This window comes from Marmoricola sp. URHB0036 (assembly GCF_000426045.1).
Classification (GTDB): Bacteria; Actinomycetota; Actinomycetes; order Propionibacteriales; family Nocardioidaceae; genus Marmoricola.
This window is the reverse complement of sequence record NZ_KE384490.1, coordinates 322,753-341,220: the sequence shown is the minus strand read 5'-3', so window position 1 is coordinate 341,220 and position 18,468 is coordinate 322,753. Positions and strand designations below refer to the sequence as shown.

General features: G+C 71.3%; 6 protein-coding genes and 2 pseudogenes. 6 read left to right on the top strand and 2 right to left on the bottom strand.

Annotation, left to right across the window (positions count from 1 at the left end):
- Positions 1–11: 11 nt before the first annotated feature.
- A pseudogene (locus H976_RS30810) lies at positions 12–719 on the top strand (FAD/NAD(P)-binding protein); the annotation flags it as partial.
- A 2,028-nt stretch (positions 720–2,747) separates the two neighbouring features.
- On the opposite strand, the gene H976_RS30805 reads toward H976_RS30810, so the two are convergent.
- Positions 2,748–3,548, bottom strand: a complete 801-nt coding sequence (locus tag H976_RS30805) for an SDR family oxidoreductase (protein WP_027863258.1) — start codon at positions 3,546–3,548, stop codon at positions 2,748–2,750.
- Between the two features lie 125 nt (positions 3,549–3,673).
- Here H976_RS30805 and H976_RS27975 point away from each other — a divergent pair, with 125 nt between their 5' ends.
- The 4 genes from H976_RS27975 to H976_RS0121850 all read left to right on the top strand — a co-directional run bounded on the left by H976_RS27975 (position 3,674) and on the right by H976_RS0121850 (position 15,749).
- On the top strand, positions 3,674–12,796 hold the full coding sequence (locus H976_RS27975; protein ID WP_051277317.1) for a type I polyketide synthase: 9,123 nt from the start codon (positions 3,674–3,676) through the stop codon (positions 12,794–12,796).
- Positions 12,793–13,257, top strand: coding sequence for a holo-ACP synthase (locus H976_RS0121860; RefSeq protein ID WP_231389018.1), 465 nt, complete (start codon positions 12,793–12,795; stop codon positions 13,255–13,257). Before H976_RS27975 ends, H976_RS0121860 begins: the two co-directional genes overlap by 4 nt.
- A gap of 57 nt (positions 13,258–13,314) precedes the next feature.
- Complete coding sequence (locus H976_RS27970; RefSeq protein WP_155918641.1) at positions 13,315–14,568, top strand: DUF222 domain-containing protein; 1,254 nt, start codon at positions 13,315–13,317, stop codon at positions 14,566–14,568.
- Positions 14,569–14,867: 299 nt separating this feature from the next.
- Positions 14,868–15,749, top strand: a complete 882-nt coding sequence (locus H976_RS0121850) for a hypothetical protein (RefSeq protein WP_155918639.1) — start codon at positions 14,868–14,870, stop codon at positions 15,747–15,749.
- Positions 15,750–15,808: 59 nt separating this feature from the next.
- Here the strand turns inward: H976_RS0121850 and H976_RS30500 are convergent.
- Positions 15,809–16,291: pseudogene (locus tag H976_RS30500) on the bottom strand (nuclease-related domain-containing protein); the annotation flags it as partial.
- Positions 16,292–17,118: 827 nt separating this feature from the next.
- On the opposite strand from H976_RS30500, the gene H976_RS29270 reads away from it, so the two are divergent.
- On the top strand, positions 17,119–18,459 hold the full coding sequence (locus H976_RS29270) for a YncE family protein (protein ID WP_027863255.1): 1,341 nt from the start codon (positions 17,119–17,121) through the stop codon (positions 18,457–18,459).
- Positions 18,460–18,468 lie beyond the last annotated feature (9 nt).

Below are 18,468 nucleotides of genomic sequence, written 5' to 3'. Positions count from 1 at the left end.
TCCGGGTCGAGATGCACGCATTCCGGCAACTCTTTGCTAACTTAGTCGAGTTAGTTACTCGACTTTGGAGGCGTGCGATGCGAGGTGGAGAAGGCGACTGCTGCGTGGTGGTGGTCGGAGCCGGTGCGGCCGGCGCGCTGACGGCATCGCACCTGGTCACCGGTCTGTCGTCCCGCTACCGGATCGCACTGGTCGACCCGTCCCCCACGACCGGCCGCGGGCCGGCGTACTCCACGACCGACGACCGGCACCTGCTGAACGTGCCGGCGAGCGGGATGAGCGCGTTCCCGCGCGACCCCGAGCACTTCTTCCGCTGGGTGCGCACCCACCACGACTCCGACACCCAACCGCAGGACTTCGTCCCCCGCCGGGTGTACGGCGACTACGTCTCCGGCCTGCTGCAGACCGCCGCCGAGTACCCCGGCAACGCCCGTCTCGAGCGACGCACCGAGTCCGTGCTCGGGATCGAACGTCGCGGCGACCGCTTCGTGGTCAGGCTCTCCTCCGGCCAGTCGATCGTGGCCAGGGCGGTCGTGCTGGCCACCGGCTCACGGCCCGGCACCGACTGGGCACCGGCGGCTCTCACGTCGTCGGACCGGCTGGTGGCCGACCCGTGGACCCAGGGGCTCCCCGACGGGGACCTGCTCCTGGTCGGCACCGGGCTGACCATGGTCGACCTCGCCATCTCGGCCGACCGTCCAGGTCGGACCCTGCACACGGTGTCGCGCCACGACCTGGTGCCCGAGGTGCACCGCCTGCCCACGACACCGGCCGTGCCCCCTCCGCCCGGCATCACCCGGATCGCCACCCTCGACGAGCTGCGTGACGTCGTCGACGCTCACGTCGCGCGCACGGTCGCGGAGACCGGCGACTGGCGGGCCGCGATCGACGGACTCCGCCCTGTGACCGCGCAGCTCTGGCAGGGCATGGACGACGAGGACAAGCGACGGTTCCTGGCCGACCACTCGCGCACCTGGGGCGTGCACCGTCACCGGATGCCACCGGTCACTGCTGGCCGGCTCGCCGAGATCACCGAGGCCGGTCGGCTGGTGCGCCACTCCGGCACGCTGGTCGACGCGTGCGAGGTCGACGGCGGCATCGAGGCGACCCTGGCCGACGGCTCCACGGTCGTGGTGGCCGGCGTCGTCAACTGCACCGGCCCGATCGACGCCCTGTCGGCCGATCCGCTGCTGGCCGGCCTGGCCCGCACCGGCCTGGTCCGACCCGGTCCGGCCGGGCTCGGCATCGACACCGCCGACGACGGTCGCGTCCTCGGCGTACTCCCCACCGGCATGCCGCTCTACGCCATCGGCACCCTGCGCCGCGGCAACCTCTTCGAGACCACCGCCATGCCCGAGATCCGCGAGCAGGCCTACGACGTCGCGCGCGCCGTCGTACGCGCGCTGCACGGGGAGACCAAGCGCCGCCCGACCGACGCCTACGGACTCACCCTCACGACCAGCAAGAAGGCGGCCGAGACCTACAACGCCGCGCTCGGCCGGCTGCTGCGCCTGCAGGACGGAGTGGAGGAGGCCCTCTCGGCGGCCGTCGAGCTGGACCCGTACTTCACCCAGGCCCAGGCCGCGCTCTCCCTGCTCGGGCACGAGTGGGGAGCCACCGGCTCGTGGCGCACGGCGCTGCGCAACGCGCACGCGGCCGCCGCCGAGCGCCACCTCGACGACCGCGAGGCCAGCTTCCTCGACGCGGTCACCACCCGCCTCCGCTCCGACGAGGCGACTGGTGCGGCGGCGCTGCTGCGGCACATCCGGCTCTTCCCGCGCGACGCGCTGGCCGCCAGCGTGGCGCTGCCGACGGTCGCGTTCGGCGGGCTCACGTCCGGTCGTCAGACCTCCGACCTGGTCGAGGGGCTCGGCCGCAGCTACGGCGACGACTGGTGGTACGCCGGCCAGCTGGCCTTCGTGCGTCAAGACCAGGAGCGCTGGGCCGAGGCAGAGGACCTGTCGTCGTACGCCCTCTCGGTCGAGCCGGCCTCCGGCCACGCCGCCCACGCCCGGGCCCACGTGTTCTACGAGACCGGCGCGCACACCGCCGGACTCACCTGGCTCGACGAGTGGATCCGCATCCAGGGCCCGCGGGCCAACCACCGCTCGCACTTCTCCTGGCACGCGGCGCTGCACGAGCTCATGCAGGGCGACGTCGAGGCGGTCCGCCGCCGCTACGAGCGTGAGCTGGCCCCGCCCCTGGTCACCGGCTCCCGGGCCCTCGTGGACAGCGGTGCCCTGCTGTGGCGCTGCCTGGTCACCGACTCGTGGACCGGCGACCTGCCGAGCGAGGCGGTCTGCGGGTCGGCCCCGGACGGCTGGCTGATCTCGCCCCCCACCCCCTTCGTGGCGCTGCACGCGGCGCTCAGCCTGGCCGCCGAGCGCGACGAGATCGGGCTTGCTGCGCTACGCACCACCTCGCTCGCCCACACCGACCCCGTCTTCCGCGACGTGGTGGCACCCGTCTGCCGGGCGCTGCAGGCCGTGGTCGAGGGCGACCACGACGTGGCGGCCCGCCTGCTCGAGGACGTGCTCCCCCGCGCCACCGCCCTCGGTGGCAGCGCCGCCCAGCGCGAGGTGCTCCAGGACACGCTGGTCTTCGCGCTCGCCCGCTCGGGACAGGGTGACCGAGCCGCTGCGGTGCTCGACGAGCGGCTCTCCCGGCGGCTCTCCCCCCTCGACGCACGCCACCGTGACGTCATACGAAGTGGTCGCCGCAGCGACCAGACCGTAGGACGTCCTGACTCACCGGAGCCCGGGGTGGTTCTTGGCCAGGATCCAGGCGAGCGGCTTCTTCGGGGCGATCGTGGAGAAGGCGGCCCCCACCTTGTTGGCGGCACCCGGGATGACCACGACCTTGCCGGCCTCCATGCCCGCGACCGCGGCACGGGCCACCTCCGGAGCCGGCACCCACATGATCTGCGGGAGTGACTCCTTCTCCTCCTTCGAGGTGAAGCCCGCCGTCTTGCCGAAGTCGGTCTCGACCGGCCCGGGGCACAGGGCGGTCGCCCGGACGCCGGTGCCCTGGAGCTCGGCGGCGATGCTGCGCGTGTAGGAGAGCACGAACGCCTTGGCAGCGCCGTACGCCGCCTGGCCGGGCAGCGGCTGGAACGCGGCGGTGGAGGCGACGTTGAGCACCGCGCCCGTGCCGCGCTCGACCATGCCGGGCAGGAAGCGCGCGCAGAGGTCGGCCAGGGCGACGACGTCGAGCTCGAGCAGGCCCTCCTCGACCTCGGGGTCGCTCTTGTGGACCGGACCCATCGTGGAGAAGCCGGCGTTGTTGACCAGGATCTGCGGCGTCAGGCCGCGCGCCTCGATCTCGCCGAGCAGGCTCGACCGGGCGGCGCGGTCGGACAGGTCGGCCGTGATCACGTGGGCCGGGGTGTCGAGCTCGGCAGCAAGCGACTCGAGCTGCGGGGTCGACCGGGCCACGAGCGCCAGCTCGTGCCCGCGACGCGAGAGCTCCTTCGCGATCTCGGCGCCGATGCCCTTGGAGGCACCGGTGACGACGGCGACGTGGCGGGGTTTGGGGGTGGGGAGGGCCATGCCCGGAGGCTACTCGGGAGGCTACTCGCGGGTGTACCAACGGGTAGCGGGAAAGGTGACGAAGACCTCCCTGAAAATGCGAGGAGGATTTCAGGTTCGCACGGAGAACATGATGTACTCCTCATATGACTCAGGCACCCCCGAGCAGCACCTCCCACCCCTCCACGACCCCCTCCCACGGGCAGTCCCTGGCCGACCGGCTGAACAACCAGACGGGCGCCGGCGAGGAGTTCGCCGTGACCTTCGGCGGGCAGGGCACCGACTGGTTCGCGACCCTGCGCGACCTGGTCGAGGAGGACCAGCGCACCGACCGGATCGGCGCGCTCGTCGAGGAGTCGGCGCGTCTCGTCAAGCCCGTCAGCACGCAGCTGGCCGCTGCGCTCCCCCGCCCGTTCGAGCCGCACCGCTGGCTCCAGGACGACATCGTCCCCGCCACCGGTGACCTCCAGAACGGCAGCCTGTCGCTGCCCGGCGTGCTGCTCACCCAGCTCGCCACCCTCGACCAGCTGCGCGACGAGGGGCTCGACCTGGCCGCCATCGGCCCGGTCGCCGCAGTCGGCCACAGCCAGGGCATTCTCGGCGTCGCCGCGTTCGCCGGACGCCGCGAGAGCGAGAGCGGCCGCAGTGATGTCGAACTCATGGCGATCGCCCGCCTGATCGGCGCCGCCGCCACCATCGCAGGACGCCGTGCCGGCCTCGTCCCTCACGGACAGCAGCACGACGAGACCCCGATGCTCGCCGTCACCGGCGCCACCCCCGCGGAGCTCGAGGGCCTGCTCGTCGCGGCCACCTCGGGCCAGGACGCCCCGGCCATCTCCGCGATCAACGGCCCCCGCCGCGTCGTCGTGAGCGGCTCGCCCGCAGCCCTGCGCCGCTTCCGGGCCGCGATCCAGAAGCGGACCGACGCCGACGCCGCCGAGCTCGAGGCGAAGACCCGCGGCGGTCGCGCCTTCAGCCCCGTCGTCGAGGCGCTCCCGGTCGCCCTCGGCTTCCACCACCCGGCCCTCGCGCCGGCCGTCGACCTGGTCCGCGAGTGGGCCGAGGCCTGCGACCTGGACGCCGGTCTGGCCGAGAACCTCGCCCACGCCATCTGCGTCGACACCGTCGACTGGCCGCGCCAGCTGACCGATGCCGTACGTCCCCTCACACAACAAGGGGGTACCCGCTGGGTCGTCGACCTCGGCCCGTCCACCCTCTCGGCCAACATGACCGGTCGCGCCCTGCGCGGGCGCGGCGTCACGGTGATCCCCGCTGCCACCGAGAAGGGTCGCGACGCGCTCTTCACCCCCGGCGCCGAGATCGCGCTCGCTGCCGACTGGTCGTCCCATGCCCCGGGCCTGATCGACCGCGGCGACGGCAAGCCCGTCGTCGACACCGCCTTCACCCGCCTCACCGGCAAGTCCCCGATCCTGCTCGCCGGCATGACGCCGACCACCGTCGACCCCGAGATCGTGGCGGCTGCCGCCAACGCCGGCCACTGGGCCGAGCTCGCCGGCGGCGGCCAGGTCAGCGAGGAGATCTTCGACACCAACGTCGCTCGGCTGACCGAGCTGCTCGACGAGGGCCGCACGGCGCAGTTCAACACCCTGTTCCTCGACCCCTACCTGTGGAAGATGCAGGTCGGTGGCCAGCGCCTGCTCCAGAAGGCGCGCCAGGCCGGAGCGCCGTTCGACGGCCTTGTGATCAGTGCCGGCATCCCCGACCTCGAGGACGCCGTCGCCATCATCGAGGACCTGCACGAGGCGGGCATCGCCCACGTCGTGTTCAAGCCGGGCACGGTCAAGCAGATCCGCCAGGTCGTGGCCATCGCCAAGGAGGTCGAGACCCTCGATCACAAGGTCATCGCCCACATCGAGGGTGGTGTCGCGGGGGGACACCACTCCTGGGAGGACCTCGACGAGCTGCTGCTGGCGACGTACGCCGAGCTGCGCAACGTCGAGAACCTCGTGGTCTGCGTCGGCGGCGGCATCGGTACGCCGGAGCGAGCGGTCGACTACCTCACCGGCCAGTGGGCCACCGCGCACGGCGAGGCGGCCATGCCGGTCGACGGCGTGCTCGTCGGCACGGCTGCGATGGCGACCCGGGAGGCCACCACCTCCGAGTCGGTCAAGGACCTGCTCGTGGCCACGCCCGGCATCACCCGGGACGAGAACGGCGGCTGGGTCGGGGCCGGCCGCAGCGCCGGCGACGTGACCTCCGGTCGCAGCCAGCTCGGCGCCGACATCCACGAGATCGACAACGCGGCCTCCCGCTGCGGCGCCCTGCTCGACCAGGTCGCCGGCGACGCCGAGGCCGCAACCGCGCGCAAGGACGAGCTGGTCGCCGCGATGGCCCTGACCAGCAAGCACTACTTCGGCGACGTCGCGGAGATGACCTACGAGCAGTGGCTGCGCCGCTACCTCGACCTGGCGGGTCCGCGGGCGGTCGATCCCGACCTGGTCGCGACCAGCAGCCACGGCCACGACTGGCTCGACACCTCCCTCGAGCGGTTCGAGCTGATGCTCGACCGCGCGGTCGCCCGCGTGCACCCGGCCGCGTCCGGCCCGATCGAGCGGCTCGTCATCGACCAGGTCGACCCGTCCGCGACGGTCGACCAGCTGGTCGCGACGTACCCCGAGGCCGCCACCTGCGTCCTGCACCCCGCCGACGTGCCCTTCTTCACCGAGGTCTGCCGCCGCCCGGGCAAGCCGGTCAACTTCGTGCCGGTCATCGATGCCGACGTGCGTCGCTGGTGGCGCTCGGACTCGTTGTGGCAGGCCCACGACGAGGCGTACGACGCCGCCCAGGTCATCGTCATCCCGGGCCCGGTCTCCGTTGCCGGCATCACCACCAAGGACGAGCCGGTCGCCGACCTGCTCGACCGGTTCGAGGCCGCGATCATCGCCGACCTCGAGTCCCACGACGTGACGCCGCAGGTCGCCACCAGCCGCACCACCGTGGGCGAGGGCACCACCCTGCTCGACGCCGCCGCCGACTCCCACGACGTGGTGTGGGCCGGACGCGTCATCACCAACCCGCTGCACCGACTCGAGGGCGTCACGCACTCCTTCGAGCTCGAGGGAAGCGCGACCGCCACTCTTCGAGTCCCGCTCACGCACGGCGACCTCGCCCTGGCCGTCGACCTCTCCGGCATCCCCGAGGGTCGGCTGCCGGTGATCAGCGAGTCCGCCGCCAGCGCCGCGATGGGCGAGCTGCTCGCCCTGACCGCGGGCGGTCACCTGCCCGAGGTCGCAGACGGCACCACTCGGACCACGGTGCAGTGGACCCCGGAGCTCGTGGCCGACCACGTCGGTGTCACCGACCCGGCCCGCACCCGCAAGGGCGACGGCCTCACCGACCCCGCGGCCGAGGCCGTTCCCGACGCCCTCGTCGGTCTGGCCTGGCCGGCTGTCTTCGCCTGCATCGGTGCGGTCGAGGGCCTGCTCGACCTGGTGCACCTCGACCACCGGATCACGGTGGGCACCCTCCCGACCGCGGCCTGCGAGCTGCAGGTCTCGGCCACCCGCGCCGGCGTCGTCGACACCACGGCCGGCCAGGTGATCAGCGTCGAGGTCCGCATCTGGACCACCACCGACGGCGAAGACGTCCTCGTCGCCCGCCTCTTCGAGCGCTTCATGGTGCGCGGACGCACCGGCGCGGCCGAGCTGACCGCCCCGGCGCCCCTGGCCAAGCCGGCCAAGGAGGCCACCCGCGCCCGTCTCGACCGGTTCACCGTGACCGCGCCGACCCACATGGGCGCCTTCGCCGCGGTCAGCGGCGACCACAACCCGCTGCACACCGACCTCGCCGCGGCGCGGCTCGCGGGCTTCGACGCCCCGATCGCGCACGGCATGTGGCTCTCGGCCGTCGCCCAGCGCGCAGCCGCCTCCGTCCGCGCCACCCAGCACCCGCGCGCCCTGCGCAGCTGGCTGGCCCGCTGGGTCGCGCCGCTCCAGCCCGGTGCCGAGGTGGAGATCTCCGTCGAGCGCACCGGCGTGCTGGCCGGTGACACCGTCATCGAGGTCAGCTGCCGAGCCCTCACCGAGGACGGTGGCGAGCTGGTGATGGTCGCCGAGGCCGTCGTCGCCGCCCCGCGCACGGCGTACGCCTTCCCGGGCCAGGGCATCCAGAGCCAGGGCATGGGCCTCGAGGCCCGCTCGCGCTCGGCCGCCGCCCGCGGGGTCTGGGACCGCGCCGACGCGCACACCCGCGACGCGCTCGGCTTCTCGATCCTCGCCGTGGTGCGCGACAACCCGACCGAGCTGTGGGCCGACGGAGAGCTGCACCGCCACCCCGACGGCGTGCTCTTCCTGACCCAGTTCACGCAGGTCGCGATGGCCACTCTCGCGGTGGCGCAGGTGGCCGAGATGCGTGAGGCCGGCGTCTTCGTCGAGGGCGCCATCACGTGCGGCCACTCGGTCGGCGAGTACAACGCCCTCGCCGCGGTCACCGGCATCCTGCCCCTCGAGGCGCTGCTGGAGATCGTCTTCCGACGCGGCATGGCCATGCACCACCTGGTGCCGCGCGACGCGCACGGCCGCAGCAACTACCGGCTCGCGGCCATCCGGCCCTCGCAGCTGGGTCTGGCCGACGACGACGTCGCTGAGTTCGTGGCGTCCGTCGCTGACGACGCGGGCGAGTTCATCCAGATCGTCAACTACAACCTGCGTGGCTCGCAGTACGCCATCGCCGGCACCGTCGCCGGTCTCGAGGCCCTCGAGGACGCCGTCGAGGAGCTCCGCGCACGCCACGGCGGCAAGCCGGCCTTCATCCTGGTGCCGGGCATCGACGTGCCGTTCCACTCCTCCGAGCTGCACGCGGGTGTCGCCGACTTCCGCGCGAAGCTCGACGACCTGCTCCCCGAGACCATCGACCCGTCGGTGCTCGTGGGTCGCTACATCCCCAACCTGGTGCCGCGGTTGTTCTCCCTCGACAAGGAGTTCGTCGAGGAGGTGGCGTCGTACGTCCACTCGCCCCTGCTCGAGCCGGCACTGGAGGACTGGGCGACCTGGGAGGCCGACCCGGCCCGCCTCGGCCGCACGCTGCTGATCGAGCTGCTCGCGTGGCAGTTCGCCAGCCCGGTGCGCTGGATCGAGACCCAGGACCTGCTCTTCGGCATGCTCCCCGACGGCCTGGCCATCGAGCAGTTCGTCGAGGTCGGCGTGGCCAACGCACCGACCCTGGCCAACCTGGCGGCCAACACCGTCAAGCTCCCGTCGTACGACGGGATCGCGCCCTCGATCCTGAACTCCTCCCGTGACGCCGGCGTCGTCTTCGCGACCGACACCCCGACCGTGGACGACGACGAGGATGTGGTCGAGGAGGGCGAGGAACGAGCCCCCGAGACCACCCCCGAGACGGCCGCCGCACCGGCCGCCGCGCCGGCGGCTCCCACCGCCGCTGCCGGCGCCGACCGCCCGGCCGACCTCACCTACACCGCGGCCGACGCCACCACGACCCTGGCCGCGCTGCGGACCAAGGTGCGTCCCGACCAGATCGGCCAGGCCGACACGATCGAGGCGCTGTGCGACGGCGTCTCCTCACGCCGCAACCAGCTGCTCGTCGACCTCGGGGCCGAGCTCGGCCTCGGGGCCATCGACGGTGCCGCCGAGGCGGACTGGAAGGCGCTGTCGGTGACGGTGACCAAGCTGGCCCGCACCTACTCCGCGTTCGGACCGGTGCTGACCGAGGCCGTGCAGGAGACGCTGCGCAAGTTCGCCGGCGCGGCCGGGTCGAAACCCGCCGCGATCGCCGACCGCGTCAGAGACACCTGGCAGCTCGGCCCGGGCTGGGTCACCCACGTGCAGGCCGAGCTGGCTGCGGGTCTCCGCGACGGGTCGTCGACCCGTGGGGGTTCGCTGGGCTACGAGATCGACCTCAAGGACCTCCCCGCTGTCGTCGACCACGCCGTCCAGGCGGTCGGCCAGGCGCAGGGCGTCCAGGTCACGATGCCGGCGACCGGTGGCGGTGGCGAGGGCGCGATGGTCGACTCGGCCGCGCTCGACGAGATCACCGCGTCGATCACCGGCGAGAACGGCGTACTCGCCTCCACCGCGCGCCACCTGCTCGGCAAGCTCGGGCTGGCCGACGCCGGAGTGGCCGAGGCCGAGGAGGATCTCGACGCCGAGCTGGTGCAGCTCGTCGAGTCCGAGCTGGGCTCTGACTGGGCCCGCAAGGTGGCGCCGTCCTTCGACGCGCGCCGCGCCGTGGTGCTCGACGACCGCTGGGCCAGCGTCCGCGAGGACTTCGCCCGCGTCTGGGTCGGCGACGAAGAGGCACAGGCGCACTCGTTCGCCAACGTGGACGCCGCCGCGAAGCGACAGGCGGAGTGGTGGCTGAATCGCGCGAAGCGCGAGAAGCGCACTGACGTGGAGGCGTTCTACGCCTCGGTCGGAGAAGGCGAGCAGGAGTGGCACGACGAGGTGGCCGTGGTCACCGGTGCGGCTCCCGGCTCGATCGCCGGCGCCGTCGTCGCCGACCTCCTCCGCGGTGGCGCGACCGTTGTCGCGACCACCTCGCGGCTGGACAAGGCACGGCTCACGTTCTTCCGCGAGCTCTACCGCGACCACGCCTCGACCGGTGCCGCCCTGTGGGTGCTGCCGGCCAACCTGGCCTCGTTCGCCGACGTCGACGCGCTCGTCGAGTGGATCTCCAGCCCGGTCGTCGAGACGGCCGGCGGGCAGAAGACCGAGCTGCGCCCGGCGCTCGCGCCGACGCTGGTCTTCCCGTTCGCCGCTCCCCCGGTGCAGGGCACCGCGGCCGACGCCGGCTCGCGCGCCGAGGTGGAGTTCCGGATCCTGCTGTGGGGTGTCGAGCGCCTGGTCACGGGTCTCGCAGCCCAGGGTGCCGACCACCGGATCGGCCGACGCGTGCACGTCGTACTCCCCGGCTCGCCCAACCGCGGCATGTTCGGTGGTGACGGTGCGTACGGCGAGGCCAAGGCCGCGTTCGACGCGTTCGTCACCCGCTGGCAGGCCGAGAAGGACTGGGCGCAGCGGGTCTCCCTGGCCCACGCCCACATCGGCTGGGTCCGCGGCACCGGACTGATGGGTCACAACGACCCGTTGGTCGACGCGGTCACCGCTGCCGGCGTACGCACCTGGTCGCCGCAGGAGATGGCCGCCGAGCTGCTCGCGCTCTGCACCCCGGAGTCGCGCGCGGCCGCCGCCGAGGCGCCGGTCGTCACCGACCTCACCGGCGGGCTGGGCGACGCCCAGCTCGACATGGCAGCCCTGTCGAAGCAGGCACAGGCTGCCGCAGCCGAGCCGGTCGAGACCCCGGTCAGCGACGACACGCTCCTCGCCATGACCCACCCGGCCGGTTGGGGCACCGAGCAGCCGACCATGGACTGGCCGTCGATCAAGGCCAAGCCCGAGGACCTCGTCGTCATCGTCGGCGCGGGCGAGGTGGGACCGGTCGGCTCCATGCGTACCCGCTTCGAGATGGAGGTCGAGGACAACCTGTCCCCGGCCGGCGTGCTCGAGCTGGCGTGGACGACCGGGCTCATCGTCTGGGAGCAGCAGCCGAAGGCCGGCTGGCACGACGTCGCGTCGGGCGAGCCGCTGACCGAGGCCGAGGTCGTGGAGAAGTACGCCGAGCAGATCGAGGGTGGCGTCGGCATCCGCCGCTACCGCGACGACGGCTCCATGGTCGACAACACCGCGCCGCTCGTCGTCCCCGTCTTCCTCGAGGAGGACACCTCGTTCGTCGTACGCACCCGGGACGAGGCCGACGCCTTCGTCGAGGCCGACCCCTCGAAGACGCGCATCACGCCGACCGAGGACGGCGACTGGCTGGTCACCCGACTGGCCGGCAGCCAGATCCGGGTACCGCGCCGGTTCAAGCTCTCGCGCTTCGTCGGCGCACAGGTGCCCGACGGGTTCGACCCGAAGGTGTGGGGCCTGGGCTCGATGACCGAGTCGGTCGACCGCCTGGCCGCGTGGAACCTCGTCGCCACGGTGGACGCGTTCATCTCGAGCGGCTTCGAGCCGGCCGAGCTGCTGCGCTGGATCCACCCGACGAAGTTCGCCAACACCCAGGGCACCGGCATCGGTGGCATGCAGTCCACCCGGAAGATGTACGTCGACGCGCTGCTCGGTGAGCAGCCGCCGAACGACGTACTCCAGGAGGCGCTGCCCAACGTGATCGCGGCGCACACCGTGCAGGCCTACCTCGGTGGGTACGGCGCGATGGTGCACCCGGTCGCCGCGTGCGCCACCGCTGCAGTCAGTGTCGAGGAGGGCGTGGACAAGATCCGCCTCGACAAGGCCAGCGTGGTCGTGGCCGGTGGCTTCGACGACCTCGGCATCGAGGGCATCCTCGGCTTCGGCAACATGAGCGCGACCGCCGACACCGCCGAGATGCTCGCCAAGGGCATCGACGAGCGCCACGTCTGCCGGCCCAACGACCGCCGTCGTGGCGGGTTCGTCGAGGGCCAGGGCGGCGGCACCGTCGTACTCGCCCGCGGCGACGTCGCCCTCGAGATGGGCCTGCCCGTCCTCGGTGTGATCGCGTACGCCGGCTCGTTCGCCGACGGCATCCACACCTCCATCCCCGCCCCGGGGATGGGCGCGCTGGGCGCCGGCATCGGCGGGTCGTCCTCCCCGCTCGCCAAGGGGCTGGCCTCGGTCGGCCTGTCGGCCGACGACCTGGCCGTGGTGTCGAAGCACGACACCTCGACCGCGGCCAACGACCCCAACGAGTCGACGCTGCACGAGAAGCTCGCCGAGTCGCTGGGCCGCTCGGCCGGCAACCCGCTGTTCGTCGTCAGTCAGAAGTCGCTCACCGGTCACGCCAAGGGCGGCGCCGCTGCCTTCCAGATCAACGGGCTGTGCCAGATGCTGGCTTCCGGGACGCTGCCGCCCAACCGCGGCCTGGACTGCGTCGACGAGGACCTCGCCGAGCACGAGCACCTGGTCTGGCTGCGTCGGTCGCTGGAGACCGGGCCGTTCAAGGCGGGCGTGCTCACCAGCCTCGGCTTCGGCCACGTGTCCGCCATGGTCGCGGTCGCCCACCCGGGCGCGTTCGTGGCGTCGCTCTCTCGTTCGGAACGGGACCGTTGGCTGGCTGCGGCCACCGCCCGACTCGTGGCTGGCGAGGCCCGTCGCCTCGACGCCATGACCGGCGGTGCTCCGCTGTTCGAGAAGGCCGAGAAGCGCCGCTTCGCCTCCGCCGACATGGCGGACACCAAGGCCGACGAGACCGCGATGCTCGTCGACCCGGCCGCACGGCTGGGCGACAACGGCGTCTACGCGAGAGCGGCTCGGTGACCGAACCTGGGCCGAGGTTCGCGCCGGAGGTCCTGGCCGATGCCGTCGGTGTCGGGATCGACGTCGTGGGCATCACCGCCTTCGCCGAGCAGCTCGACGAGCCCGGTACCCGGTTCGCGCAGGCGTTCACCCCCGGTGAGCGCCGCGCGGCCCGGTCCGGCTCCGGCAGCAACACTTCTCGGGAGGCCGAGTCCCTGGCTGCCCGCTGGGCGGCCAAGGAGGCCGTCATCAAGGCCTGGTCGAGCACCTGCTTCGGCCATCCCGAGGTGATCGATCCCGAGCACGTGGATCTCCGCGAGATCGAGGTGCGCACCGACGCCTGGGGTCGTCCGGCGATTCGGCTGCACGGCGAGATCGCCGAGTCGATGGCGGGCTACACGGTGCTCGTCTCGCTCACGCACGATTCCGCTGCCGATGTCGCGGCGGCGTTCGTCGTACTGCAGGAGACGCGCCCGGCCTGATCCACAGGTCTCTTTTCGACCCTTGACCCGCCTCGTCACTCCAGTAGAATCGAACACATGTTCGGCTCTCGTACTCCGCTCTCACTCGACGAGCTGGCGTGCGTGCTCGAGCGACTCGCTGCCCTCGACGGCGCCGATGCCACCGAGGCTGAGCAGATCGACTACGTCGCTGCGCTGGAGAAGCTGAAGGGCGCCGCTGCCGGCGCCCAGGTCCGGGTCACCGACCACCTGGCGGCGGCCAGGACCGCCCGCGAGGCCGAGGGCGGCGTACCGCCGGCGAGGCGCTGCCAGGGCCTCGCCGCAGAGATCGCGCTGGCGCGGCGCTGCGGTCCCCATCGTGGTGCGCAGAGCCTCGGCCTGGCCCGCGCGCTCGTCCGCGAGATGCCACACACCCACGGACTCCTGGCCCGCGGGGAGATCAGCGAGTGGCGCGCCACCCTGGTGGTGCGCGAGACGGCCGTCCTCTCCGCCGAGCACCGTGCCCAGGTCGACGCCGAGCTGGCCCACGACCTTGCCCACCTCGGCGACCGCGAGGCCGCAGCCAAGGCACGCGCGATCGGCTACCGGCTCGACCCCGGCTCCGCGATCCGTCGTACTCGCGGCGCACGGTCCGACCGGCACGTCGCCCTGCGGCCGGCTCCGGACACGATGAGCTACCTGACCGCCTTCCTGCCCGTCGAGCAGGGCGTGGCCTGCCTCGCCGCCCTCCGGCACGCCGCCGACACCGCCCGCAGCGACGGCGATGCCCGCTCACGCGGCCAAGTCATGGCCGACACCCTGGTCGAGCGGACCACCGGACGAGCCCACGCCGCCGACATTGACGTCGAGGTCCAACTCGTCATCACCGACACCACCCTGCTCAGCGACGACCACACCCCGGCCCGCGTCGTCGGCTACGGCCCCATCCACGCCGCCCTCGCCCGCCAGATCGTCCGCGAAGCGCCACGCGCCTGGCTGCGCCGCCTCTACACCCACCCCGACTCCAAGGCCCTCGTCGCGATGGACTCCCACCGCCGCCCCTTCGACGGCGAGCTCCGCGAGTTCCTCGTCGTCCGCGACCACCTCTGCCGCACTCCGTGGTGCGACGCCCCCATCCGCCACGCCGACCACATCACCCGCGCGTTCGACGGCGGCGACACCTCCGCCCAGAACGGCCAAGGCCTCTGCGAAGCCTGCAACTACGCCAAAGAAGCCGCCGACTGGAACGCGCTCCCGCTCCCCACCGACCGCCACGAGGTCCTCATCACCACACCGACCGGCCACACCTACGTCTCCACCGCACCAGACCCTGCCCTACGTGCCGCCACCTGACGAGGGCAGCGACGTCGTGCACTTCTACTCCGAAGCCCGGACACCTCGAGACGAGCTGCAACTACTCCTAGCGTGAGTGAGACCGGGGCAGCAGGAAGATCGCCACGGGAACACACCGCCGCCTTCAGGTGGCGCTGACCTTTGGCGCTTCTCCCACGTTTCGACTCCTCTCGACGAGTACCCAGCGCTGAGGTAACCACGCGCCAGGACATGCCACACGCGCCCGGCGACGGGTGGCACACGAGGCGGCAGCGCCGCAACCTTGTGCCACCTGCGTGCAGTTCTGCAGGCTGTAACGCATGACCACGCGACGAACGGCGCCAGAATCACTTCGCGAGTCGGTGCTGTTGTGGAAAGAGGCGGGGGGCAGTGAGCAGCCGCCGAGCCGATGGTCGCCGACCACCTGGCAGCGCCGATTTCCCGAGTACGCGGAGTATCTCTCCGACTTGCCCATGCCGATCAGTCGCGCGGACGTCGCCGCTCGTTGCCGTGATGCGGCTGACGGGCCGGAGCAGGCGACGCGGGCCTTCATCGCCGCAATGGTCTGGGGACACGGGCCGGTGGGATACGGGGCGTTCCGGACGAAGCGAATCCTCGATGAGAATGCGGCCGCAGGCAGCACCTTGGCGTCCGTGGCGAGGATCGCTCGAGATCAAGGCGGCCCCGAAGCATTCGCTTGGTTGGCCCAGCGTCAACATCGACTGCATTGGCTCGGGGTCGCCTTCGCGACCAAATACCTGTTCTTCTGCGCCGCAGGAGGCAGCGGTCGACCTGCGCTGGTGCTCGACCGCCTCGTGCGTGACTGGCTGTTCAACAGTCTCGACTGGCCACTTACCCTCGAGTGGGACGTGGACGACTACCGCGACTACGTGGAGACGATGGGCACCTGGGCCGTGGAACTGGATATCGCCCCGGGCAACCTCGAGATGCTCGTATTCCAGTTAGCAGCGAATGCCGATCCGCGAAGTCTGTGGAGTGCTCCGGAGCTGTTCACGGCTGCCTCGTCGCCGAGCCCCCCGATTCCCCAAGGGGTGCCCGAGGGCAGCGCAGAGCTACTCGAGATGCTGGACGATGCGGCTGGAATATTTGCTTCCTATTCGTCGGCAACCGATCAAGATGATGTCGCTGACTTCGAGCGCGGTATACGCAATCTCAAGCGCATCATCTTGGCCCGACGCTGAGCACACGAGTGCCAAGAGACGCGTCTTTCCGCCGACTGTCGGCTCAGATGCTCAGGTGGTCAGGCCGGCTTCAGGGCTCCTCCGAGGGTCCGATACAGCGTGGCGATGGTGTCCGCATCGAGAGGTCCATCTGATCCGAGCTTCGGATAAAGCTTCTTGGGCCAAAGCGCTTCGACCCCGCGCGTGACGAAGGAGCCCCCGATCAGGGGCCAGTCAGCTTCGATAAAGCAGAGCACGCCGTGGACCGGCACGGAGTCGTCGAGCTGGTCACGCACGATTGCAACCTGCCGGACGACGCCATCGACCAGGGAGGTGCAGTTGCGGGACCCGACCAAGAGTTTCTCGACTCGCGGACGCAGAAGCCCACCCTCGACCTTGAGGCGAGGTCGGCCGCGATACTTCTTGGCATCGATCACGAACACCCCGGAGGGCGTCACCGCGAGGTGGTCGATGTTGGCCCGCGAGCTCGGTATCCGCCGGTCGTGCATGACCCGGAGTCGGTCGGTGACCAACTCGTTGAGACGCTGACCCAGTCGCTCCTCACCGACGGCTCCGACGTCCCAGGCCCTAGTCGACTGCGGGTCTTAGGTGAGCGCGTGGATGAGCCCGCCCAACTTGGGATGCGCCGTCCGAATCCGCTCTTCACGCCGCGCCCTACGTCGCTCGAACTCACGCCGCGCGGACGCTCCGGGCGTGCCCGCCTCGATCACGTCCTCGGGCGGTGCAACCAACTCGGGTCCACCCCACGTGGTCGGGAGCTCAGGGTCGTCGTGCGTGATGCAGCGGACGGTCTTGGTGGTGCGCTCGTAGACTGCCTCCGCCTTGGCTGGCAACGTGGTGCCGCATACACGACACGTCCCCTGGTAGCGGAGGCGCATACGCTTCTCTTCCAGGCCCGAGTGTTCCGCCACGGCCGAGAACGCAATCGCCAACACGTGACCGGCGCAGAGGAACTCATCAACTTCCGGTACGTCCTTCCGCCGCGAGTCGCGTTGCCGTTCAAAACAGTCCGGGGTCGTCGAGGCTTGGCAACCTCTGCACGTGCGTCACAGACCACTCCGGCCACCGGCAAGCCCCAGACTCACCTCGACGTGAGGGCCGGGGACCGCCCCGAAGTACGTAGCGAAATGTCGGCATGCTGCCGTTTTGCCTGCGCGAGCCATTCGTTCCACCCACAATGAGCAGACGGTATTGGTGGCCTTGACTCCGTGACGTGGGCAGCGGGTTCCGATAGGGCGTGATGGAGAGGGTTTCTCGGGTGAGGATGCGTCGTTTTGTCGGGGCCGGGGCCGCACTGGCCGCGGCATCGGTCTTGTTCGTGACGGGTGGGGCCCGGGCCGATGGTCCTGGCGGCTTCCAGGGTGCCCCCGTGGCTGGCGTCCTGGGCGGCCAGGGCGTCACGGCGATCGTGGGCGCACCGCTGGGTTCGGACGGGGGCCTGCTCTACCTCGCCGACAAGGCCGGCATCGAGCGCCGCGAGGTTGGTGGCGGAGAGGCGGGCGTGCCGGTCTCCACGGAGATCGGGTTCAGTGGCCTGGCCCTCACTTCCGACGGAAGCCTCCTCTATGCGACGCAGCCGGTTGCCAATCGCGTCGCTGTCTTCGACACCGCCACGAACACGGTCGTTCGCCGCATGAACCAGTTCGGTACGGCGATGAAACCCACAGCGATCGCGGTCTCGCCGGACGGCACCCGGCTGTACACGGCGAGCTCGGAGTACAGCTCGATCTCGGTCCTCAGCGCCACGACCGGCTTCGTTGAGCGCACCATCCCGGCGCCGGCGGGCATGGGCACTGCCTCCGCGCTCAGCCTCACCGAAGACGGCAGCCGACTCTACGTCGCAGACGGCACCCAAGGAACGGTGTGGTCCATCGACACCGCGACCTACACCACCGCCGTGACCGTCAGCGGACTCGGCGGTCCCCTGAAGAGCCTCACCGTCTCTGATGACGGCCTCACGGGCTATGCCGCCGTCGGTGGGGACGCGGCGGCACTGAAGACGATCGACATCGCCAAGGGTGTCGCCATCCACTCGACTCCACTTGGCGAAGCCCCCTCGACGACGGCGCTGCTGTGGCTGAACCAGGTCCTCGTGGCCCTGCCGTCCCAGGCGTACATCGACATCTACTACGCCCCGTTCGCGCCTGAGCCGGAGCTTCCCTTCGACGGGCTCGTGAATGGTCCCGTCGTGGGAGGGATCGAAGGGGTGGAACCCAAGTCGATGGGCCCCGGCTTCACCTTCACCTACCAGTGGTACGCCGGCCACTACTCGCCGGCGATGCACCGCTACGACGGCCAGCCAGTCCCCGGGGCGACGTCTCGTGTGTTCCGACCAACCGAGGCCCAGATGGGGGCCGAGATGAGGGTGTACGTCTACACACACGGCGTGGGTCTGGCCCCGGGCTCCACCTTCTGCGACTTCGCGAACCCCGTGCTGGGCCCGATGCTGCCGCGCACGCCAACCATCAGCGGACGAGCCGCCGTCGGGAGCACCGTGAAGGCCAAGGTCGGCTCCTGGGGCCCTCACACCAAGGTGGGATTCTCCTACCAATGGTTCGCTGGCAAGAAGGCGATCCACGGAGCGACGCGTGCCAGCCTGCGGATCGGCAAGGCCACAGCCGGCAAGAAGGTGCGGCTTCGGGTCACCGGCAAGCAGTACACCAGCAGGAAGAGCGCCCTCTCGCGGTACACGAAGAAGGTCAAGCGCTGAGCGTCGAGG